Here is a 20,925-nt window from a genome sequence, read left to right as displayed (position 1 = left end):
GGACGGCCAACGGGACGCGTCCTAGAAGAGAAGACAGGACACCCACGGGGAGTGCCTTCAGGTGGCCACTGCGGAGCCGACACGCGCCGACGACGCCGATCCGGGCCCGGGAACCGGCCCGCGAATACGTGTGCCCGCACCGCGCGAGCAGCGGCGCGAGCCGGCCCCCGTCGCCGTGGACCGGCCGTCCCGGGCGACGCGCGCCTTCCATGCCCTGCGTGAGCGCCTCCTGCGCCACCCGGTGCTCTCCCTCACCGCCCTGTCCGGCGTCCTCCACATCGTCTGGTTCTTCACGTTCGCGAACAGTGGCGGCGACCTCGCGGCACAGGACGCCTGGGCCGAGTTCGTCGGCCGGCACCCCGACTCGGCGTACAACCTCGCCTGGTACGGCGGGATGCACCCGGTGTCGTACAGCATCGTGTCGCCGTATCTGATGTCCGTCCTCGGCGTCCGTACGACGATGATGCTCGCGGGCACCGTCTCGGCCGGGCTGCTGACGATGATCCTGCTGCGCAGCAGGTCCGTGAAGAACCCGCTGTGGGCCTCGCTCGCCGGCGTCTTCGCCTTCCTCTGCAACGCGGCCTCCGGGCGCGTGACCTTCGGGCTCGGCACGGTGTTCGCGCTGGGCGCGGTGGCCGTGGTGTTCTGCTGGCCGCACCGGTTGCGGTACAAGCGCTGGGCGAAGGCCCTGTGCGCGGCCCCGCTCGCCGCCCTCGCCACCATGGCGTCACCGGTCGCGGGCCTCTTCGTGGGGCTGGTCGCCGTGGCCCTGTTCCTGCAGAAGCGCCGCCCCGGCGCCTGGGCGCTCGGCATCGCCCCGGCCGTCGTCGTCGCGCTCTCGGCCTGGCTGTTCCCCTTCGCGGGCACCCAGCCGATGCGGTTCGCCTCGGTGATCCTGCCCTTCCTGTCCGCGGTCCTGGTCTTCGCCCTCGTCCCCAAGGAGTGGACGACGGTCCGCCTGACCTCCGCGGTCTACGGTCTCGGCGTGCTCGGCGTCTGGATCGTCAGCTCGCAGATCGGCTCGAACATCTCGCGCCTGGCGATGCTGTTCGCCGGGGTGGCGCTGGTCGCGGCGCTGCCGTTCCAGGTCCGGCGCTCGCGGCAGTGGTGGCTGGCCGTGGTGGCGATCGCCGGGTTCACCTTCTGGATCGGCTTCAAGTCGGTCGACGACGTCGTCCATACGACGCCCACCGCGTCCTGGGCGCGCGAGCTCGCACCGCTGGTCAACCAGCTCCAGCAGGTCGGCGCCGCCAAGGGCCGCGTCGAGGTCGTGCCCGCCGCCTCCCACCGCGAGGCCTCCGCCCTCGCCCCCTACGTCAACCTGGCCCGCGGCTGGAACCGCCAGGCCGACATGGAACGCAACCCCCTCTTCTACGACGACACCCTCAACTCGGCCAACTACCACGAGTGGCTCCAGCGCTGGGCCGTGCACTTCGTGGTGCTGCCCAAGGACGAGCCGGACGGCGACGGCGGCGAGCGGGAGCGGGAACTCGTCCAGCGCGGGATGCCGTATCTGAAGCAGATCTGGGGCGACGCCAACTGGCAGCTGTTCCAGGTCACCGACCCGGCCCCGCTCGCCGAGCCGAACGCCTCCGTCGACCGCGCCGAGCAGGGCGAGATGACCATGGAGGTCAAGAAGGCCGGGCGGATCCTCATCCGGATCCCGTACTCGCCGTGGCTGAGCATCGTCGACGCCGAGGGCAAGAAGCTCAAGCCGCCCCAGGAGACGAACGCCTCCAAGCACCGGGCCGACGGGGAGCCGAAGTCGTACGACAACGTCAACGGCTGCCTGATGGAGACGGAGAAGGACGCCGACGGGGACAAGTGGACGATGCTGATCGCTCCGCGGGCCGGCACGTATCGGCTGGCGGCGCCCTACACGCTGCCGCGGGGCACTCCGTGTCCGGACGAGCTCAAGAAGTGATCAGCTCGGGGAGGGCGGTCACCTGACCGGGAAGGCCACGTCGCAGACGTCGTCCTCCGGGCCCGCCGTGTCCCAGTCCGCGAAGTAGATCTCCCGGCAGGGGCCCGCCATCTCCAGGCCCTCCCGGGCCATCCAGTGCTCGACCGCCTCGAAGGCGGCGATGATCTGGGGGTGGGCCACCTGGGCCTTGGTGATGCGGGTGTAGGCGAGCCGCTGGGCCGCTTCGGTGCGGACCTTCGTCTCCCGGGGCCGCCCGTGCGCCTCGGCCCACGCCCGCGCCGCCGCCTCGTCCGCCACCGGCACGCAGGACTCCGCGGGGCCGTCGCTCTCCATCGACACCTCGGCGTGGTAAACGACGTACGGAGCCGCCGTCACGCCCCCGCACTCCTCGGCCGCCTTCTCCAGCCGGCCCAGCGAACCGCCGATCCACGCCGGCAGCTCGTCCGCCAGCGTGTGCCGGGTCTCGGTGATCACCACGCGTTCCGGCACGTCCACCGTCTCGACCACGAACTTCCCGTACATCTCGGAGCTCCTCCCCGACAGTCGTCCACGGAGGTACTCGGCGAGCGTCCGCTGCGCGGCGAACCGCGTCTCGACGTCCGTCCAGTACGCGGACAGCCGGTCGGCGGCCAGGGGGCCTTCCGCCTCGACCACCTCGGCGATCCTGGCGAGCGGCATGTCCAGCTGCCGCAGCAGCGCCACCAGCCGCGCCCGCTCGACCTGGGCCGCGCGGTAGTAGCGGTAGCCACTGGCCTCGTCGACATGGTCCGGTGCCAGCAGGCCGAGGCGGTCGTACAGCCGCAGCGCCTTGGCCGAGAGCCGCGCCCGGGCCGCGAACGCGCCGATGGTGAGCAGTTCGTCGTCCACGAGAGCCATCCTCCGTCACCGGACGGGTCCTTTCCGCCCGGTGACGAGGAGGCTCGGCCCTGCCCCAGGGGCAAGGTCAAACGGCCAGCTGAGCTTCCACGGCCGTCACGATCTCCGTCGCCTCCGGCTCGGTCTGCGGGGAGAAGCGGGCGGCGACCTTGCCGTCGCGGCCGATCAGGAACTTCTCGAAGTTCCAGCGGATGTCGCCGGTGTGGCCCTCGCCGTCGGCGAAGCCGACCAGGCCGTCGTAGAGGGCGTGCCGGTCGTCACCGTTCACGTCGACCTTCTCGGTCAGCGGGAAGGTCACGCCGTAGGTCGCCGAGCAGAACTCGGCGATCTCCTCGGCGCTGCCCGGCTCCTGCCCCATGAACTGGTTGCAGGGCACGCCGAGGACGGTGAAGCCCTGCTCGGCGTAGCGCTCGTGGAGCTTCTCCAGCCCGTTGTACTGCGGGGTCAGGCCGCACTTGGAAGCCACGTTCACGATGAGCACGACCTTGCCCGCGAACTGCGGGAGGTCGGCGGAGCCGCCGGTGAGGGCACCGATCTCGACGTCGAGGGGAGAGGAACTGGCATCTGTAGTCATAAGCGGATGCTAACTCCCCTTAGTGGACCGCCGGTTTCCGCTCCCGCTCACCGGCACGGATCCCGTCACCGGCACGGATCCCGACGCCTTTACGAGCACGTCCCCCGAGGACGTCCGCGTGTACAGCACCGAGCGGCCCGCCCGTCTCCGCTCCGCCAGGCCCGCGTCCAGCAGGACCTTCAGATGGCGGCCCACGGAGCCGAGGCCCTGGCCGGTCACCGCCGTCAGGTGGCTCGTGCTCATGGGGGAGGCGAGGAGGACCAGGACCGCGGCCCGGGCGGGGCCGAGCAGGGCGGCCAGGCTCGCGGGGGCGGGGCGGGCGGTGGGGTCGGCGAGGGCGCCCGCGCAGGCGTAGACGATGGCGTACCGCTCGGGCTCCTCCCACGCCACCCAGCCCGCCTTCGGCGTCACCGGCACGAAGACCAGCTCGGCGCCGGAGATCTCACGGGGCGGGTACTCGTGCAGGTTCACCTGGAGCCGGTTCTCGCCGAGCCACCTGGTCCGCCCCGGCCGCAGCTCGTCCAGTACGGCCGCCCAGCCGCCCTGGCTGACCTGCGCGGTGCGGGCGACGACATCGGCCTCCAGGACCCGTCGGCGGCGGTGCCAGGTCGGTCGTACCGTCTCCGTCCAGATGTGTTCCAGGAGCGCTGCCGCCCGCTCGGGGACGTCGTCGCCGTGCAGCTCGGCGGGGAGCCGGGCGCCGCGGCGGTGGTCGGTGGCCAGGGTGACGGCCAGCTGGGCGCGGGCGTCGGCCGCGGAGACCGCCCGGACGCGGGTGACGCCCTCTTCGAAGGTCTCGCCGTCGCGGGGGGTGGGCGTGAGGAAGTCGGCGTTCCAGCTCCGGCCCAGCCCGGTCCGGACGAGGGCCGCGGTGACCGGGTCGGCGGCCAGGAACGCCCGGTAGCCGGGCAGGTGCTGGTGCAGCCAGGCCCGCTCGCCGGGGTGTGTGCCCGTGCCCGTGTGCAGCAGCTTGAGGCAGGCGACGGTCTCGGCGACCGGGGAGATGACGAAACGGCTGCTCGCGAGGGTGTCCGCGTTCAGCTGCCACCAACCCATCGTTCCTGCCTTTCGCCGTCACGCGAAACATTACTGGCCGTCGGCGGGCCGCCCGAGACTCCACCGCATGCGCAGTTACCAGGATCTCTTCCGCACCCCGGAGTTCACGCCCCTCTTCCTCTCCTCGGCCCTGCAGAGCGCCGGGCAGACCGTCGGCGGCCTCGCGACCGGCACGCTCGTGTACGCGGCGACCGACTCGCCGCTGCTGTCCGCGGTCAGCATGTTCACCCCGCAGCTGGCGCAGGTGCTGGGCGCGACGACGCTGCTCTCGGCCGCCGACCGCGTGCCGCCGCGCGCCGCGCTGGCCGGCATCGCGCTCGCCTACGGGCTGGGCACGGCCGTGCTGGCGGTGCCCGGGCTCCCCGTCCGGGCGGTCTTCCCGGTGATCCTCCTGCTCGGTCTGATCGCCTCGCTGGGCGGCGGGGTGCGGTGGGGGCTGCTCAACGAGATCCTGGCCAACGACGGCTATCTGCTGGGGCGTTCGGTGTTCAACATGATGAGCGGGCTCATGCAGGTCACCGGGTTCGCGACGGGCGGTGTGCTGGTGGCCGTGCTGTCGCCGCGCGCCGCGCTGCTGCTCGCCGCGCTGCTGTACCTCCTCTCGGCCCTGGGCACGCGCCTCGGCCTCGCCGCCCGTCCGCCGCGCGCGAGCGGCCGGCCGTCGGTCGCGGTGACCTGGCGCACGAACGCCCTGCTGTGGTCCGACCGGGCCCGCCGCCTCACCTACCTCGGGCTGTGGCTTCCCAACGGTCTCGTCGTCGGCTGCGAATCCCTCTTCGTGGCGTACGACCCCGGGTCCGCGGGGACGCTGTTCGCGGCGGCGGCGTCGGGCATGCTCGTGGGGGACGTGACGGTCGGGCGACTGGTGTCGGTGGGGGTACGGCAGCGGCTGGCGACCCCGCTGCTTCTGCTGCTCGCCGGGCCCTATCTGCTCTTCGCCCTGAATCCGTCGACCCCGGTCGCCGCGGTCGCCGCAGCCCTCGCCTCCGTGGGGTTCGGGGCGAGCCTGGTTCAGCAGGAACGGCTGATGGCTCTCACGCCCGATGAGTTGTCCGGGCACGCTCTGGGGCTGCACTCCGCCGGGATGCTGACGATGCAGGGTGTGGCCGCGACGCTGGCGGGGTCGGTTGCTCAACTCACCTCGCCCGCAACGGCGATGGCGGTCATGGCGGGTGCGTCCGCGGCGCTGACCCTGACCCTGGCCGCGACCGCCCGACGACCGGTTCCCGAGCCGCAGCCGGCCCAGGCCGTGTCCGCGGCCCGTTCCCGGGAAGGATGGCGGCGAAGGGTTCGCACACCGGACTGAGCCGGACGGAGTCGGTGGATGCGTGTCGTCGTCGTGGGCGCCGGTTTTGGTGGGATCGCCGTCGCCGCCGAGCTGCTGCGGAACGGGATGGACGACGTCACCCTGCTGGAGGCCGCCCCGGAACCCGGCGGCACCTGGTTCCACAACCGCTACCCGGGCGCCGCCTGCGACGTCCCGAGCCACCTCTACTCGTACTCCTTCGCCCAACGTGCCTCCTGGACCCGCCTGTTCTCGCACCGCGACGAGATCCTGCGGTACGCCCGGGAGACCGCGGACGCGCTCGGCATCACCCCGCGGATCGTGACGGACACGACGGTGACCGCCTGTGTCTGGGACGACGCGACTCGGACCTGGACGGTGCGGAGCACGCGTGAGGGAGTGGCGGAGGAGCGGGTCGCGGATGCCGTGGTACTGGCCACGGGGCAGCTGGACAAGCCGGCGTTTCCGGAGGTGGCGGGGCTGGCCGAGTTCCGCGGGCGCAGTTTCCACTCCGCGCGCTGGGATCACGGCTACGACCTGCGGGGGAAGCGGGTCGCGGTCATCGGGACGGGGGCCAGCGCGGCCCAGCTGGTGCCGGAGATCGCGCCGACGGCCGGGCACTTGACGGTGTTCCAGCGGACCGGGAACTGGTTCCTGCCGCGCCGAGACCGGCCCGTGCCGGCCGCCCTGGACCGTGCCCTGCGGTGGCCGTGGGCGCGTCGGCTGTGGCGGCAACTGATCTACCACACCCTTGAGTTGATCACTCTGTGTGTACGTCACCCGCGTACCGTCGGCCGTGTCGGCGCCCTGCTCTCCGCCGCGCACATGCGCCGTCAGCTGCCCGACCCCGAGCTGCGTCGCAAGGCCTGGCCCGACTACCCCTTCGGGTGCAAGCGGGTGCTGCTCAGTTCCGACTTCCTGCCCGCGCTGCGGCGGCCGGACGTGGAGCTGGTGACGGAGCGGATCGTCCGTATGACGCCTGAGGGGCCGTTGACCGAGGACGGGCGGGTGCACGAGGTCGACTGTGTGATCCACGCGACCGGGTTCCGTACCAACACCTTCATGCTGCCGATGGAGGTGCGCGGCGCGCGGGGGCGGTCCATCGCGGACGTGTGGGCGGACGGGGCCCGGGCGCACCTCGGGATCATGGTGTCCGGGTTTCCGTCGCTGTTCCTGATGTACGGGCCGAACACGAACACCTCCGGCGGCTCGATCCTGTTCTTCCTGGAGGCCCAGGCCGCCTACGTCCGCCGGGCGCTGCAACTGGCGCGCCGCTCCGGAGCCGCGGCCCTGGACGTCCGGCCGGAGGTGGAGGAGGCGGGGCTCGACGCGGTGCGGGCGCGGTTCGAGGGCACGGCCTGGCAGTCCTGCTCGTCCTGGTACCGGGCGCGGGACGGCCGTAACGTCGCCAACTGGCCGGGATACATGGGGGAGTACGCGACACGTACGCGTCGCGTGGCGGCGGCCGACTTCAGGTTTCTTCGGGCACGGTGATCCTTGGGCGCCGTGCCGTGTTGAGGGGAGCCGGGTGGTGGCGGAGACTTGGAGGGACTGTACGCGGCACGGCAGGGAGGCCGGGACCATGGGTGAGTACGTGAAGCTTCCCGGCGTCGAGACCTGGTACGAGACCGACGGGAGCGAGGGCGCCGAACCGCTGCTCCTGCTGCACGGCGGCATGTGCACGAACGAGACCTGGGGCGCACAGCGGCCCGACCTCGCGGCGGCGTACCGGCTGTTCCTCCCGGAGCGCCGCGGGCACGGCCACACCCATGACGTCGAGGGTCCGCTCAGCTACCACGACATGGCCGACGACACCGTCGACTTCATCGAGACGGTCGTGGGCGGCCCCGCCCACCTCGTCGGCTGGAGCGACGGCGGGATCGTCGCGCTGCTGGTCGCCCTGGCCCGGCCCGATCTCGTGCGCAAGATCGTCGCCATCGGCGCCAACTTCCGGCCCGCGCCGGAGATCTCGGCGGGGCCGAACATGCTCGACGAACTGACGGCGGACGACCCGGGGTTGGCGCCCCTGCGGGACATGTACCAGGCCGTCACGCCGGACGGCGCCGACCACTGGGCGGTCGTCGTGGCCAAGCTGAAGGACATGTTCGCCCGCGAGCCGGACCTCACGCCCGAGGACCTGGCCCGGATCACCGCGCCCACGCTCGTCCTCACCGGGGACGACGACGTGATGACCCTGGAGCACACGGCCGCGCTGTACCGGGCGATCCCGGACGCCCAGCTCTCGGTGATCCCGGGCGCCTCCCACGCGGTCCCGCTGGAGAAGCCCGCCGAGGTCAACCGGATCGTTCTGGACTTCCTCACGAACGAACCGACCCCGACGATGCTCCCCGTCCGGCGGGCGCCCTCGCCGGCCGGTTGACCGGAATTTCATCGCGCGTGCAGCGCCTCCCGCGACGGTTGCCGAAGCAACCGAGAGCGGGAGGACGAGTGACGCGAGCAGAGCTGGTGGCGGCCGCGCTGGGCGCGGGGGCGCCGGACGGGCTGACGGACACCCGGCAGGGTCTCGTACGGGACCTGTACGTCGCCCTGCGCGAGTCCGTGCGGTGGCGGCTGACGGGGGACGGGGGATACGGCCGGCGCGTGCTGGACGCGCACGAGACGGATCCGGACGTGTGGCGGGGGCGGCTGGTCGAGGTGCTGGCCGGGTCCGGCGTGGAGAAGGACGAGGAGATCCTGGCGGCGGCACGGATTCTGCTGGGGGCGGGGCGGCGGGCCTGTCGGCTTGCGCTGGATGCGCGGGGGGTGGGGCAGTAGGTACGGGTCGGCGCGGTGGTCAGGCCTTGTGGCCGCGGCGGCTGCGGGCGTCGCGGGCGTCCTGGACAGCCTGGAACTGGTCGGCGGCCTCGCGGACGAAGCCGGCGGCCAGACAGGCCTGGCCGAGGCGGCCGCGGATGTCCATCTCCAGCCAGTCGTAGGTCGGGAAGGTCAGCGGGGAGAGCATCCCGAGCTGGAGGAGCGCCTGGTGGTGGAAGGCGATGGCCGCGCTCGGGTCTCCTCCGTCGCCGAGTTCCGCCGTGCCCAGTCGGGTCAGACTGCGCGCGCAGAGGAAGATGTCCCCGCCCTCCTCGACCAGCCCGACCGCCTGCCGCAGCAGGCGCTTGGCCTCGCCGTACTGGTCCAGGCGCAGATGGATGTCCGCCGCGCAGCTCAGAGCCCGGCCGAGCATGCGTGGCCGGCCGTCCTGCTCGGCGTGCGCCCGGGCCCCGGCGAAGCAGTTCAGCGCCTCCGCGTTCCGCCCCACGTACTGGTGGGCGAGACCCGCGATGACGAGTGCGATCCCGGCGAGCCAGTCGTCGCCCAGCCGCCGGGCCGTGTCCGTCGCCACCGTGACATGGCCGAGCGCCTCGTCGCTCTCGCCCATGCTCAGGGTGACGGATCCCAGCCCGGCGAGCGCCCGGGCCTCCTCGTGCGGGTCGCCGGCGCGTCGGCTGATCTCCAGTGCCTCGGCCAACAAGGCGCGTGACTGCGCGTACCGACGCTGGTGTACGGCGGTGTAGCCCAGGCACGTCCGCACCGCGGAGTCCATCCGCCGGTCCCCGGCCTCGGCCACGTGCGCGAGCGCGATCTCCAGAGCCGTCTGCGACTCGTGGTAGCGACCCTGCCGTACGAAGTAGTCGCACAGCGCCTCCGCGAGCCGGCACGCGTAGTCGAACTCCCCATGGGCCGCGGCGTTCCCGACCACGTCGACGAGCTCCCCGCCGGCCGCGTCCAGCCACGCCTCCGCGTCCCGCCAGTCCGTGAACGCCTCGCCGGACGGCCAGGGGCCGGTCGGGAACCCGGCGGGTCCCCAGTCGCTGGCCGTGCGCGCCGCATCCAGGAACAGCCGCAGCGCCGCCCGACGAGCCTCGGCCGCCTCCTCGGGCAACGTCTCCGCCACCCGCCGCGCATGCACCCGTACCAGATCGTGCAACCGGTACCGCCCCGGCCGATGCTCCTGCACCAGGCTCGTGTCGACGAGCCCCTCCAGCATCCCCTCGGTCTCCCGCACCGGCCGCCCCAGCATCGTCGCCGGCGTCAGCGCGTCGAACTCCACGGTCGGCGCCAGCCCCACCGCCCGGAACACCCGCTGCTGCTCGGGCGCCAGTTGGTCGTACGACATCCGGAACGCCGCCTCCACGCTGCGGTCCCCGACGCTCAGCTCGCCGAGCCGGTGCTCGTCGCCCGTCATACGGCCGACCAGGTACGACACGGTCCAGGCGCGGCGGTTCTGCAGCCGGGACCCCGCGATGCGCAGGGCCAGCGGGAGGCCGTCGCACAGGCCCACCAGCTCTTGGGCGGCCTCCGGTTCGCGGTCCGCCCGGTCCTCGCCGACGATGTGCCTGAGGAGCGCTATCGCGTCCCCGCCGGCCAGCGGCTCCAGGGCGACCCGCCGGTCGGCGTCCAGTTCGGCCAGCCGGCGTCGGCCCGCCACCAGCACGCGGCTTCCGGCCCCGGCGGGCAGCAGCGGACGTACCTGATCGGCGTCCAGGGCGTCGTCCAGGACCAGCAGGAGCCGTAGCGGACTGGTCGCCGCGCGCCAGGCCGCGGTGAGTTCCTCCAGGTCGCTCGGCAGCTCGCCGCCCGCCGCGCCGAGCGAGCGCAGCAGCCGCTGCAGGGCTTGCTCCGGGGACTGCCGGCGCCGGGTGCTGTGGGCGCGCAGGTCGACGAAGAGGCAGCCGTCCGGGTAGTCGGCGCTCAGCTCCCGGGCCGCCCGGACGACGAGCGCGGTCTTGCCGACGCCGGCCGTGCCATCCACGGTCATGAGGGATACCGCGCCAGGCGTGGACGGGGCGGTGAGCAGGGCCAGTTCGGTCTCGCGGCCGACCAACCTGCCCGCGTCTCCCGGGAGTTCGTTGACGTGACGGCGGGGGCTGCGGGCCGGTGCCGGGCCCAGGAGGCGTTCGTCGTCGCGGCGCAGGACCGCCTCGTGGACGCGGCGGAGTTCCTCGCCCGGGTCGACGCCGAGCTCCTCGCGCAGGAGCTCGCACATGTCCTGGTAGGCCTTGAGGGCCTCCGCTTGGCGGTCGCCGCCGTACAGGGCGCGCATGCGCAGGGCGACGAGCGACTCGTCGTACCGGTCGGGGACCGGTGCGGCGGCCAGGTCGTCCAGGGCGTCGGCGTGACGGCCCAGGAGGATCAGGCAGTCCAGGCGGTCCAGGTGGAGCGTGCGCCGGTGTTCCAGGAGCCGTTGGCGTTCGGTGTCGGCGAAGGGGCCGGACAGGCCGGCCAGGGGCTCGCCGCGGAACAGGGCGAGCGCGTCGGTGAACTGCTCGCCGGCGACGGCCAGTTGACCGGCGGCCATCGTGCGGCGCGCCTCGTCGGCCCGCTCGGTCAGGTCCGCCGTGTCGAGCCGGACGCCGTCGCCGACGAAGCGGTACCAGCCCTTGCCGCTGCGGATGAACGACTCGGTGTGCGGAGTGCCGGGCGGGTCGAGCGCGCGGCGCAGGGAGTTGACGTGCGTCGGCAGCACCCGGTGGCCGCCGGCCGGTGGTTCCTCGCCCCAGATCCGGTCGAGCAGCTGCTCGTGGCTCAGTTCGACGTCCGGGCGCAGCGCGAGCGCGGTGAGCACGGCCCGGCGTTTCACCGGGCCGAGGTCCACCGGTGTGCCGTTCCGCCAGGCCCGGACCGGGCCGAGTACCTCGATCCGGAGCCGTGGCGAACCTCCCCCGTCCACTACGAAGCCTCCGTCACCCGCGTCACCCGAACTCACCGGCATTGCAACCGCTTTCGCGATGATTGGCAAGTCGCCGACGCGGCGCCGTCGTTCGGGCGAGTCGTTCAGGCGACGACCGTGAACAGGCCGGACTTGTCGCCGAGCCTGCCGAGGGAGATCTTGCCGGGGATGCCGTCGGCCTCCGCGCCGGAGTAGCCGAGGTGGCGCTGCCACTTGGCGTACGCCGCGATCGTCGTCGTACCGAAGGAGCCGTCGCCCGCGTAGGTCTTGGCGAGGTAGCCCAGCTTGACCAGGGCCGCCTCGGTGAGGTTGGTGCCGGCCATGTAGCTGACGTGGCCCTGCTTGGCGGCGGGGTCGGTCTTCGCAGCGGCGACCAGGCGGGACAGGTCGACGCGGGGCTTGGACGCCTTGGTCGGCTTGGTCGGCTTGGTGGGGGCGGGGGAGGTCTTGGTGGCCGTCGTGGCGAGCTGCTTCTTCACGTCGGCCCGGAAGTCGTCCATGTCGAAGCTCGGGTCGACCTTGCCGGGTTGGACCTCCTTGTGCCCCGCGACCGACTTCTCGGACCAGCCGTGTGCGCGGCAGATGGCCGTGGCCCACAGGACGGCCTGGCGGTACTGCTCGTCGGGGTAGGGGTCCTTCCCGTTGCCCAGGTTCTCGATCTCCAGGCCGTACAGGCAGTCGTTGCCGTCGGCGTTGGCCTGGTTGTCCGTCGGGAGCGGGGACTGCTCCTCGCGCAGGGCGTCGAGGACGTCGAGGTCGACTGCGCCGGCGTGGTTGGCGCGGCCGTTGCCGATGGTCCACAGGCCGTCGGTCTTGCCGAGCCAGGCGTGGCAGAGCGGGCCGGGGAGGTCGGATCTGCCGTTGTAGCAGAGCTCCTTGTCGCCGTGTCCGGCGGTGTGGTGGATCAGTACGCCGATCACGGGGCCGAAGCTCTTGCCGGTCGCCGCGTCCCGGTTGTGGGTCGTCCAGCCGGTGTGCTCGTGGACGGTGAGGCCCTCGGCCTTCAGCGCGGCGAGCATCTGTGCTGCGGTCAGGGGTGTGGCCATGACTGCGGTCCTTTCGGGTAAATCCGGCAAGGTAACCGGGTTTCCTGTGAAGGGAGTTGACGCATGTGGCCGCGTGCGGGGCGGCAATCGCTTTCGTACCGGGTGCGGGGCACGGAAGCCACACGCCGCGCGGTGTTCCCACCAAACTCAGGAACCGACGGCTTCCCACGGCCACTTGGCGTCCCGCCCCGACTCCAGCAGCGGGATCAGCCGGAACGCGGCGTCGCCGAGCCCGCCGAAGGTGTGCCGGTGCGGGCCGGGCGCGCCATGCGCCTTGGAGTAACCGGCCAGGTTCCACGTGTAGACGGGGACGTGCGGCGGAACGACGGTGAACGGGTCGAACCACCTCGACCAGTGCGCCTGTTCGTCGGTTACGACGATCACGCGGTCGTGACCGTCGTAGTGCCGGGAGACCGCCCCGACGGTGTTGGTGCCGCCGAGGTCGTGGAACCGGTCCAGCACCCGCAGCACCGACTCGCCCGGCGTCCAGCGCACCACCCGGCTGCCGGTGCCGAACTCCACCAGGTCGGCCCGCTCGGCCCGCATCGCCAGCGCCGTGCCGAAGATCGCGGCGGAGTCGGCCCGGTTGAGCTGCGTCCGGGCCGTGGGCAGGTCGAACATCGAGCCCGACCGGTCCACCAGGACCAGCGTCCGGCCGTCCAGCGCGGGCACGTTGGCGAGGGAGTGCGCGAGAGCCGCCTCCAGAGCCTGCTCCCAGCGGCCGGAGGGGGCGTTGCGGTGGGCGGCGAGATAGCGGAACGGGAACTGCCGGGAGCGCCACACCTCCGCCGGGTCGGAGATCCGCCGGGCGACCTCGGCGGCCGTCCGGTCGCCGACGCCCGCGAGATCGAAGTTGCGCAGGTTCCGCACGAGCGCCATGGCACCCATGGCGGGGATGACGGCCTCCCAGACCGCCGCGTCCAACGGCCCCCGCAGCCAGCCCGCCAGTGCCTCCCAGGTCATCCCGGCCGCCGCGAGCCGCTCGGCCCCGCCGGCCGCGGTGACCAGCGCGTACCGCTCCTCGACCGGTACGGCCATGAGCGCGTGGTGCGCGACGAGCAGCGCCTCGCCGGTCGGCGGCATCGCGCGGTCGGTGCGGTGACGCCGGTCGAGGGCGTACCGGAACAGCGGGCCCTGCCAAGGCCGGTGGGGATCCGGTGACGGATGGGTGAGCTCGATGACGTCACCGAAGCGGAAACGGCGCGAGGCGGTGTCGTACTTGAGCAGCGCCCGCCCGGTGTAGAGCCGCCGTACCGCGTCCGCGACCCCGCGTTTGAGCGGCTGTGGGAGCGTGCGGCCGTACCGGGAGGTCCAGTACGCGAGCAACTCGCCCGGCTCGTCGGGGCGTTGGAGTACGGCGTCCACGGCCTGCCGCGCGAAGCCGACCCGCCCGGCCTCGCGCCGGGCCCGCACGAACTCGGCCGCGCCGACCACGGACGCCGAGCGCATGTGGGCCTCGGTGCGCAGCCAGCGCAGCAGTCCGAGGGTCCACTCCGGGTCACTGACGGCCAGTTCGTGGATCAGGCGGGCGTAACGATCGTCCCGGGACTGTGCGTTCTCGTAGAAGCTGCGTTGGCCGACCATGTTGGCCATGGCCAGCAGGAAGAGTTCGGCCTTGGGCTCGCGGACGTGTCCGGGGCCGCCCTCGTGGTTGGGCCGGACCGCTCCCGGCGCCGGGACGGTGAGCCATTGTCCGTGGGTGGAGAGCGAGGAAGTCGCTCCGCCGGCGGTCAGGCCCGGTATCTCGGCCAGGATCTCGTTCCTGGCCTCGGACTTGGCCCGCCCGCGGTTGAACCGGGTCATGCAGAGGTCCCCCTGAAGCAGGCGCGCCTTCCGAGATCAAGAGTGGGCACCGGTGTTGTCTCGACAGGAAGTAACCGGGGCGCGGCGCATCGGAAGGCGTCGGGGAAGGACGCTACGCGGGGAGCCGCGGGAGCGCATTCGATTTACCTGGCTGCTGGTTGGTCAGTTCTTCTGCAGGGTTCGGGTCATGCCCGCGATGACGGCCGTCGTGAGGATCCAGCCGAAGCCGATGAGGACGTAGGAGAGCGACTGGAGGGTGCCGTCGCGCCAGTACCAGGCGGTGCGTTGGCCGAGGCCGCCAATGGGGATCAGCAGGTCGAGGGTGTAGACGAGGGGCTGGAAGGGGGCGCCCGTGTCCTGCTCGGTCCGGGTGGGGGTGTGTGTACCGAACACCGTCGTGCCCAGGGCGGTGAGCAGGAGGAGCCAGACGCCGGCCAGCCAGGGGCGGTAGCCGTAGCCGACTGTGGCGTCCAGCAGGTGGCCCCAGACGCGGGCCGGCAGGGAGAGGGAGCGGCGCCGGTGGCGCTGTTTGGCCAGGAGCACGCGGCGGGCGTCGTCGTCGTGACCGGCCTTGCGGTAGCAGCTCGCCAACTGCTCGTACGGCTGCGGGCTGTAGCCGGGGCTGCGGCGTATCCACGCCACCCGCCGGGCCGCCGAGTCCGGCCCCGCCAGCGCCTCCCGGTGCCCGCCGGCCTCGGCCACTTTGACGGCGCCGTAGACGAAGCCGTCCAGCTCCACCACCTCCGGCCAACTCTGCTCGCTGTCGTGCAGCTGGGACACCTGCGCGCCGCGCAGATCCACGGTGCCGGACGGCGGGCGGGCGAGGGTCAGGTGGAAGTCGACGGCCTGCGTCAGCATGCAGACCAGGGCGGGGCCGTCGCCGTCGGGCGGCCCGTTCAGTACGGCCCCCTCGAAGGTCAGGTTGTCCGAGACGCGGGCGCCGCGCAGGCGTACGGTGCCGTTCGCCGTGAAACCGCCGGAGAAGTCGAGCGTGGTGCTCACGGCGTTGTCCAGGGCGAGCGCGACGCCGCGCGGGCCGGGGTGCTCAAGGCGCGCGCCCCGCATGAACAGGCCGCCCGACAACTGCGCGCCCAGCAGCCGCACTTCACCGTGCGCGACGAATCCGCCGCGGCAGAAGACACCACCGTCCGCGACCAACCCCCCGCCCGACAGGGCCCACCCCTCGGGGGCGTTCAGGACGGCGCCGTTGAGGAAGATGCCGCCGGTCACGTGCGCGTGAGGGATGGACAGCGCGCTGATCCTGTGGTGGAAGGAGGAGACGGTGTTGGCCTCCATGGTCGACCGGACCAGGTCCAGGCGCCCCTCGATACGGGTCGACCCGGCCTCAAGGCCCGGGATGCGGCTGCCGGTGATCGCGACGGTGCGGGTCTCGGCGCCGAAGAGGTCGACGCTCTCGTCGAACCAGCAGTCCTCGAACCACATCGGGCAACCGATCTGCGTACCGCCGAGGTTGAGCCGACCGGACACCCGGGCGCCGACCAGCCTCAGCGAGGCGACGGCACCGGCCTCCGCCCCGCGGGCGCCGAGCAGCAGGGCGGCGATCACCGCGGCCCGCACGGTCCGCTCGGGTCCCCATCCCTCTCCGCCCGCCACGCGGTCGTCTGCTTCGTCCCCCACGCGCAGGTCCACCCGACGCCCTTCGGGGAAGGCGTCCCACAACTCCCGCTCGGGATCGGTCAGTTCGTCGTACGACAGCACACGGGGAGCGTACCGACCGCTCGGGGATGTCGGCCGGGGCGCCTGTGGCGACGGCCGGCCGTCGCCACAGGCATGCCTTCAGGGAGCGACGGCGCGGCCCGTCGTCGGGGAGATCTGGCCCGCGCACAGGCCGCGGGCGGCCAGGCCCTGTGCGATGCGCGGCACCGCGGCGAGGGTGTTGGCGGCCCAGTCGTGCATGAGGATGATCTGGCCGCCCGTGAGCCGTCCGGCGGCGGCCACGATCGCGTCCGTACCGGCGCCGTTCCAGTCCTGCGAGTCCACGTCCCAGATGATCTGGGTCAGGCCGTACTTGGCGGCCACCGTCTTCACGGTCGCGTTGGTCTCGCCGTACGGCGGCCGGAACAGCTTCGGCGTACCGCCGCCCGCGGCCGCGACGGCCGACTGGGTCCGGGAGAGCTCCGAGTCGATCTGTGCCTGGGTGAGCTGGGTCAGGTGCGGGTGGGTGTAGCTGTGGTTGCCGACCCACATCCCGGCCGCGACCTGTGCCTTGACCTGGGCCGGGTAGGCGGCGGCGTACTGGCCCTCGTTGAACATCGTGGCCCGCAGACCGTTCTGCTTCAGCGCGTTGAGCAGGGCCGGGGTGTTGCCGGAGGGGCCGTCGTCGTAGGTGAGGCCGACGTAGCCGTTGCAGGTGGCGGCCCGGGCCGGGGTGGCGTGCAGGGTGAGGGTGCCGGTGGCGGCCAGCGCGACGGCGGCGAGGGCCGGTAACGTCCTGGCGCTCCTCATGCCGACACCGTGATGTTGGAGCTGCCGCTGCTCTGGTAACCCTCGGTCGCGAGGATCATGTAGTACTTGAAGCTGCCGAGGGGCATCCCGGCGCGGGCCCAGGCGTCGAAGTGGTTGCCGGTGGTGATGGTGCCGCCCGTGCGCTTCGACTGCCGCACGCTCCAGTACTGGTTGAAGGTCTTGGTGCCCTCGACGGACGGGGCGTTGTACCGCGTGGTGAGGTAGATGTCGTACGTGCCGCCGTCGCTGGTGACGGTGCCCTTGTACGTCCCCGTGGGCCGGTAGGTGCCCCAGTTGTCGACGATGTAGTACTCGACGAGCGGGCTGGACGTCCAGCCGTAGAGGGACAGGTAGCCGTTGCCGGAGGGGCTGAAGCTGCCCGAGTACGTGACATTGCGGCGGGCCCCGGTGCTCCAGCCCTTTCCGGCGACGAAGTTGCCGGTGTTCTTCCAGCTGGTGCTGTAGTTCCCGCCGGAGCCCAGGGTCATGGAGACCGTGCCCTGCGCGTCCGTCCAGAACGAGTAGTAGAAGCCGTTGTCGGTGCCGGTCTGGTTGGTGGTGATGACGGTGGCGGCACGAGCGGTACCGGGCAGCGCCAGCGCCGCGCTGCCGCCCAGCAGCAGTGCGCAGGCGCCCCTGCGGGTCATGGGATCCATGTCGGATGCCTCCTCGTCGTACGGGCGTCGGGGTCGGTGGGATTTGGTCCGACAGTGTTGGCCTGTCCCGGTCAAGCGTCAATGGTTTCGGCAACTGTTACGAAACATTCGGAGCTGGATAGTTCGAGCTGGGTGACTTTTGGCCATTCGGACGGAGGGAATTGAAGATCGATGTGGGCTGGATTGAGTTACGAACGTTTCGAATAAGTTCCGGTCGAATCCAGGGAGCCGAATCCAGGGAGTGGGGCACCCCCGTGACCAGCCGAATGTCACAACTCCCGGAGAAATCGGCACTGTTGTGGTGCCCACGGTGCGCGGGCGGTGTCAGAGAAGGCCATCCGGAAGGGGAACGAGCGGCATGGATCCTGTGATCGTCGGAGCGGTGGTGACCGTGACCGTGGCTGTCGTCAACGGCACGGTGAAGATCGCCCAGCGGCGGGCGAGCGCCGAGGTGGAGATAGCACGCATCACCGAGGCCGGACAGACGGACCGGATCCGCTGCACCACGGCGCGGCAGCCCCGCCCCGGCCGCCACCTCCGACCAGCCGCGGCCCGCCGGAACGGGGGTGGCCGTCGTGGAGGAGGCACTCAGCACTGACGTGGGCCTCGCCGAACACGTCGAGACCGGCACCGCGCCACTGCCCGGCATCGAACTCGCCGAGGCGCTCCACCACGAGCAGTACCCCGCGCTGATCAGGTTCCTGCTCTACCACGGAGCCTCCTGGACGGAGGCGCAGGACGCCGCGCAGGACGCGTTCACGCAGATGTGCGTGCCCGGGCTGTCGCTGACCCACCCCCGGGCCTGGCTGCGCCGGGTGGCCTGGCGGTGCTGGGTGAGCCAGCACGTGAAACCCGAGGAGGCCTGCGCCGAGATCCCCGAGCCGGAGACCAGCCTGCGCTGGCAGACCCCGGCGCACGCGGCGGAACTCGGCGAGGAGGAGCGCCGGGTGATCGCCCTGCTGCATCAGCTGCCGGCCAAGCAGCGGGCCGCCATGGCCTGGCACCTCGACGGGTTCACCACCGAGGAGAGCGCCCGCGCCATGGGGACCACACAGGCGGCCGTACGCCAGAACCTGACCCGGGCCAGAGCGGCGCTGCGGCAGGGCATGCGGCTCGAAGGCCGCTTCGACCATGAGAGGAGGACGACGTGACGGACCGCGACCCGCGTCCGCCGGAGGCGGCGGACGGCATCGACGACGGCCTGGACGCGCTGCTGCTGAGGGTCCACGAACAACTGGGTACCGCCGTCGGCGACCGCATCGCCGCGCAGGGCGGGCCCCCCGAGCTGCGCTGCCCCGATCTCGCCCTGGACCGCCTCCTCGCCGCGACCCACCGGTCCGTCGGGACCGCCGTCACCCGGCGCCGCTCCCGGGAGAGCCGCGCCGCCCTGGACCGGCGCGACCCCGGGCTCGAGGCACGGCTTGCACAGCGCGGCCCGCTCTCCGGCCGGCCGTCGCCGGTTCGGGTGAAATACCGTCAGCAGGCACTGCGGCTCGCCCACCGCTACTGGCCCACCGATCTGGCCCAGGGCATGCGGGCCGCCGTCCGCACCGTGCAGGACCTGAGCGACCTCCTGGAGGACCCCGCCCAGCCCCTCGCGCGCGTGGAGCCGGTGGTGGAGCAACTGCGCGGCCAGCTGCGGGAGATGGCCCGGCTGCCCAAGCCGCGGCCCATCCCGGTCACGCTCACCGGGCTGGACTATCTCGTCGCCGTCGAGTCGGCCCTCGCCGAGCCCGCCGAGCGGCTCCTGCACGAACTCCACCGCGTCCAGCAGCTGCTCGACGAGGTGCTGGGCCCGGCGATAGCCACCCTCGGCGCCTCCCCGCCCGGCTACCCGTGCGGCGTCGACGCCGTGGCACAGGACCTCGTCGACGACCTGACCCAGGGCTGCGACCAGGCGGATGCCCTGGCCAGGGCCGTCGCCGAGGTCGAGCGGGCCAGCACGGACTTCATCGGCGCGGATCTCGGCAACGCGAGACTGGACGGCGTACTCCTGGAAGGCATCCTGTGGGACGCGACGACCACCTGGCCGGGGGAGTGGGCGACCCTGATCCGGCGTGCCTCGCTGCCGTCCGGCGCGGAGCGCGGAGTCCTCGTCATCGCCGCCGAGCCGTGCGACCACGCGATCCACGCGGAGGCGTGACCTCCGCCACCCCGAGGAGGTCGAGCGTCGCCCGGGCCGCCGGGCTCGGGTCGAACGGGCGGCCCGCGGCCCCATTCCGATGCGGATTACGTCTACCTGAGTCCACCTGAGTCCACCGGTCCTGCTCGAACCGGGCGTACGGACCGGCCGCTGCCGGCGGACCGCCGACACCCTCCTCACCGGCGCGGACGGCAGATCCCGGACCGGCGCGGCGGGCCTGGCCGTCGCCGTGACCGACCAACCGGAGACCCCCGGCGACGACCGTCAGGTCATGGTCGTCCAGCGCTCCAGGCCGGGCGAACCCACCCACGTGTAGGGCTGGAGGCCGAACCGCCCGTACCCTCGTGGTGTCCACGGCGTCACATAGCGGGCGCCAAACACTGGAGGCAATACCTCGTGCTGATCGCTCAGCGTCCGTCCCTGACCGAAGAGGTCGTCGACGAGTTCCGCTCCCGGTTCGTGATCGAGCCGCTGGAGCCGGGCTTCGGCTACACCCTCGGCAACTCCCTGCGCCGTACTCTCCTGTCCTCGATCCCTGGTGCGGCGGTCACGTCCATCCGGATCGACGGCGTCCTGCACGAGTTCACCACCGTGCCGGGCGTCAAGGAGGACATCACCGACCTGATCCTCAACATCAAGCAGCTGGTCGTCTCGTCCGAGCAGGACGAGCCCGTTGTGATGTACCTGCGCAAGCAGGGTCCGGGTCTGGTCACTGCCGCCGACATCGCGCCCCCGGCCGGTGTCGAGGTGCACAACCCCGACCTCGTCCTCGCCACGCTCAACGGCAAGGGCAAGCTGGAGATGGAGCTGACCGTCGAGCGCGGTCGCGGCTATGTCTCCGCCGTGCAGAACAAGCAGCTGGGCCAGGAGATCGGCCGTATCCCGGTCGACTCCATCTACTCGCCTGTGCTCAAGGTCACGTACAAGGTCGAGGCCACGCGTGTCGAGCAGCGGACCGACTTCGACAAGCTGATCGTCGACGTCGAGACCAAGCAGGCCATGCGTCCGCGTGACGCCATGGCCTCGGCCGGCAAGACGCTGGTCGAGCTGTTCGGTCTCGCGCGTGAGCTGAACATCGACGCCGAGGGCATCGACATGGGCCCGTCCCCGACGGACGCCGCCCTCGCCGCCGACCTCGCGCTGCCGATCGAGGAGCTCGAGCTCACGGTCCGCTCGTACAACTGCCTCAAGCGCGAGGGCGTCCACTCCGTGGGCGAGCTCCTGGCCCGCTCCGAGGCCGACCTGCTGGACATCCGCAACTTCGGTGCGAAGTCCATCGACGAGGTCAAGGCGAAGCTGGCGGGCCTGGGCCTCGGCCTCAAGGACAGCCCGCCCGGATTCGACCCGACCGCCGCCGCCTTCGACGCGGACGACAACGCGGACGCGGGCTTCGTGGAGACCGAGCAGTACTGAGGGTCGCGC

At 72.1% G+C, this 20,925-nt stretch carries 18 protein-coding genes; 9 read left to right on the top strand and 9 right to left on the bottom strand.

Going from position 1 to position 20,925, the window contains the following annotated elements:
* The first annotated feature begins 61 nt into the window (after positions 1-61).
* Positions 62-1,924: an MFS transporter gene (locus ACQEWB_RS21095; protein ID WP_432833240.1), complete on the top strand. Its 1,863-nt coding sequence runs from the start codon at positions 62-64 to the stop codon at positions 1,922-1,924.
* A gap of 18 nt (positions 1,925-1,942) precedes the next feature.
* Here ACQEWB_RS21095 and ACQEWB_RS21090 read toward each other — a convergent pair whose 3' ends face one another.
* The 3 genes from ACQEWB_RS21090 to ACQEWB_RS21080 all read right to left on the bottom strand — a co-directional run bounded on the left by ACQEWB_RS21090 (position 1,943) and on the right by ACQEWB_RS21080 (position 4,430).
* Complete coding sequence (locus ACQEWB_RS21090) at positions 1,943-2,800, bottom strand: MerR family transcriptional regulator (RefSeq protein ID WP_432833238.1); 858 nt, start codon at positions 2,798-2,800, stop codon at positions 1,943-1,945.
* 67 nt (positions 2,801-2,867) lie between these two features.
* On the bottom strand, positions 2,868-3,374 hold the full coding sequence (locus tag ACQEWB_RS21085; RefSeq protein WP_432833235.1) for a glutathione peroxidase: 507 nt from the start codon (positions 3,372-3,374) through the stop codon (positions 2,868-2,870).
* A gap of 9 nt (positions 3,375-3,383) precedes the next feature.
* On the bottom strand, positions 3,384-4,430 hold the full coding sequence (locus ACQEWB_RS21080; RefSeq protein WP_432833233.1) for an ArsR/SmtB family transcription factor: 1,047 nt from the start codon (positions 4,428-4,430) through the stop codon (positions 3,384-3,386).
* A gap of 67 nt (positions 4,431-4,497) precedes the next feature.
* Here ACQEWB_RS21080 and ACQEWB_RS21075 point away from each other — a divergent pair, with 67 nt between their 5' ends.
* From ACQEWB_RS21075 to ACQEWB_RS21060, 4 genes are all read left to right on the top strand, one after another.
* A complete protein-coding gene (locus tag ACQEWB_RS21075) occupies positions 4,498-5,736 on the top strand; it encodes an MFS transporter (protein WP_432833231.1) in 1,239 nt (412 codons plus the stop codon).
* Positions 5,737-5,754: 18 nt separating this feature from the next.
* Positions 5,755-7,209 (top strand): flavin-containing monooxygenase, encoded by a 1,455-nt coding sequence (locus ACQEWB_RS21070; protein ID WP_432833229.1) that lies wholly within the window; start codon positions 5,755-5,757, stop codon positions 7,207-7,209.
* 88 nt (positions 7,210-7,297) lie between these two features.
* Positions 7,298-8,095, top strand: coding sequence for an alpha/beta fold hydrolase (locus ACQEWB_RS21065; RefSeq protein WP_432833227.1), 798 nt, complete (start codon positions 7,298-7,300; stop codon positions 8,093-8,095).
* A gap of 68 nt (positions 8,096-8,163) precedes the next feature.
* Positions 8,164-8,490 (top strand): hypothetical protein, encoded by a 327-nt coding sequence (locus ACQEWB_RS21060; RefSeq protein WP_432833225.1) that lies wholly within the window; start codon positions 8,164-8,166, stop codon positions 8,488-8,490.
* A 19-nt stretch (positions 8,491-8,509) separates the two neighbouring features.
* Here ACQEWB_RS21060 and ACQEWB_RS21055 read toward each other — a convergent pair whose 3' ends face one another.
* From ACQEWB_RS21055 to ACQEWB_RS21030, 6 genes are all read right to left on the bottom strand, one after another.
* On the bottom strand, positions 8,510-11,389 hold the full coding sequence (locus ACQEWB_RS21055; protein WP_432833223.1) for a BTAD domain-containing putative transcriptional regulator: 2,880 nt from the start codon (positions 11,387-11,389) through the stop codon (positions 8,510-8,512).
* Positions 11,390-11,493: 104 nt separating this feature from the next.
* Complete coding sequence (locus ACQEWB_RS21050; RefSeq protein ID WP_432833221.1) at positions 11,494-12,435, bottom strand: N-acetylmuramoyl-L-alanine amidase; 942 nt, start codon at positions 12,433-12,435, stop codon at positions 11,494-11,496.
* A 147-nt stretch (positions 12,436-12,582) separates the two neighbouring features.
* Positions 12,583-14,238: a TROVE domain-containing protein gene (locus ACQEWB_RS21045; protein WP_432833219.1), complete on the bottom strand. Its 1,656-nt coding sequence runs from the start codon at positions 14,236-14,238 to the stop codon at positions 12,583-12,585.
* Positions 14,239-14,400: 162 nt separating this feature from the next.
* Positions 14,401-15,957, bottom strand: coding sequence for an oxidoreductase (locus ACQEWB_RS21040; RefSeq protein ID WP_432833217.1), 1,557 nt, complete (start codon positions 15,955-15,957; stop codon positions 14,401-14,403).
* A gap of 78 nt (positions 15,958-16,035) precedes the next feature.
* Complete coding sequence (locus tag ACQEWB_RS21035) at positions 16,036-16,704, bottom strand: polysaccharide deacetylase family protein (RefSeq protein WP_432833215.1); 669 nt, start codon at positions 16,702-16,704, stop codon at positions 16,036-16,038.
* Positions 16,701-17,360, bottom strand: coding sequence for a glycoside hydrolase family 11 protein (locus ACQEWB_RS21030; protein ID WP_432833213.1), 660 nt, complete (start codon positions 17,358-17,360; stop codon positions 16,701-16,703). The genes ACQEWB_RS21035 and ACQEWB_RS21030 overlap by 4 nt, the downstream gene beginning before the upstream one ends.
* Before the next feature lie 358 nt (positions 17,361-17,718).
* Between ACQEWB_RS21030 and ACQEWB_RS21025 the strand changes: the two genes are divergently transcribed.
* The 4 genes from ACQEWB_RS21025 to ACQEWB_RS21010 all read left to right on the top strand — a co-directional run bounded on the left by ACQEWB_RS21025 (position 17,719) and on the right by ACQEWB_RS21010 (position 20,916).
* On the top strand, positions 17,719-17,958 hold the full coding sequence (locus tag ACQEWB_RS21025) for a hypothetical protein (RefSeq protein ID WP_432833211.1): 240 nt from the start codon (positions 17,719-17,721) through the stop codon (positions 17,956-17,958).
* Positions 17,936-18,511, top strand: coding sequence for an RNA polymerase sigma factor (locus ACQEWB_RS21020; protein WP_432833209.1), 576 nt, complete (start codon positions 17,936-17,938; stop codon positions 18,509-18,511). Before ACQEWB_RS21025 ends, ACQEWB_RS21020 begins: the two co-directional genes overlap by 23 nt.
* Positions 18,508-19,503, top strand: a complete 996-nt coding sequence (locus ACQEWB_RS21015; RefSeq protein WP_432833207.1) for a hypothetical protein — start codon at positions 18,508-18,510, stop codon at positions 19,501-19,503. The genes ACQEWB_RS21020 and ACQEWB_RS21015 overlap by 4 nt, the downstream gene beginning before the upstream one ends.
* 396 nt (positions 19,504-19,899) lie before the next feature.
* The gene (locus ACQEWB_RS21010; RefSeq protein ID WP_432833205.1) at positions 19,900-20,916 is read left to right on the top strand and encodes a DNA-directed RNA polymerase subunit alpha; all 1,017 of its coding nucleotides are present in this window, start codon (positions 19,900-19,902) and stop codon (positions 20,914-20,916) included.
* Positions 20,917-20,925 lie beyond the last annotated feature (9 nt).

This window comes from Streptomyces sp. CA-249302 (genome assembly GCF_050936785.1).
GTDB lineage: Bacteria > Actinomycetota > Actinomycetes > Streptomycetales > Streptomycetaceae > Streptomyces.
The sequence above is the reverse complement of the archived record's forward strand: the minus strand, read 5'-3'. Positions and strand labels throughout refer to the sequence as shown.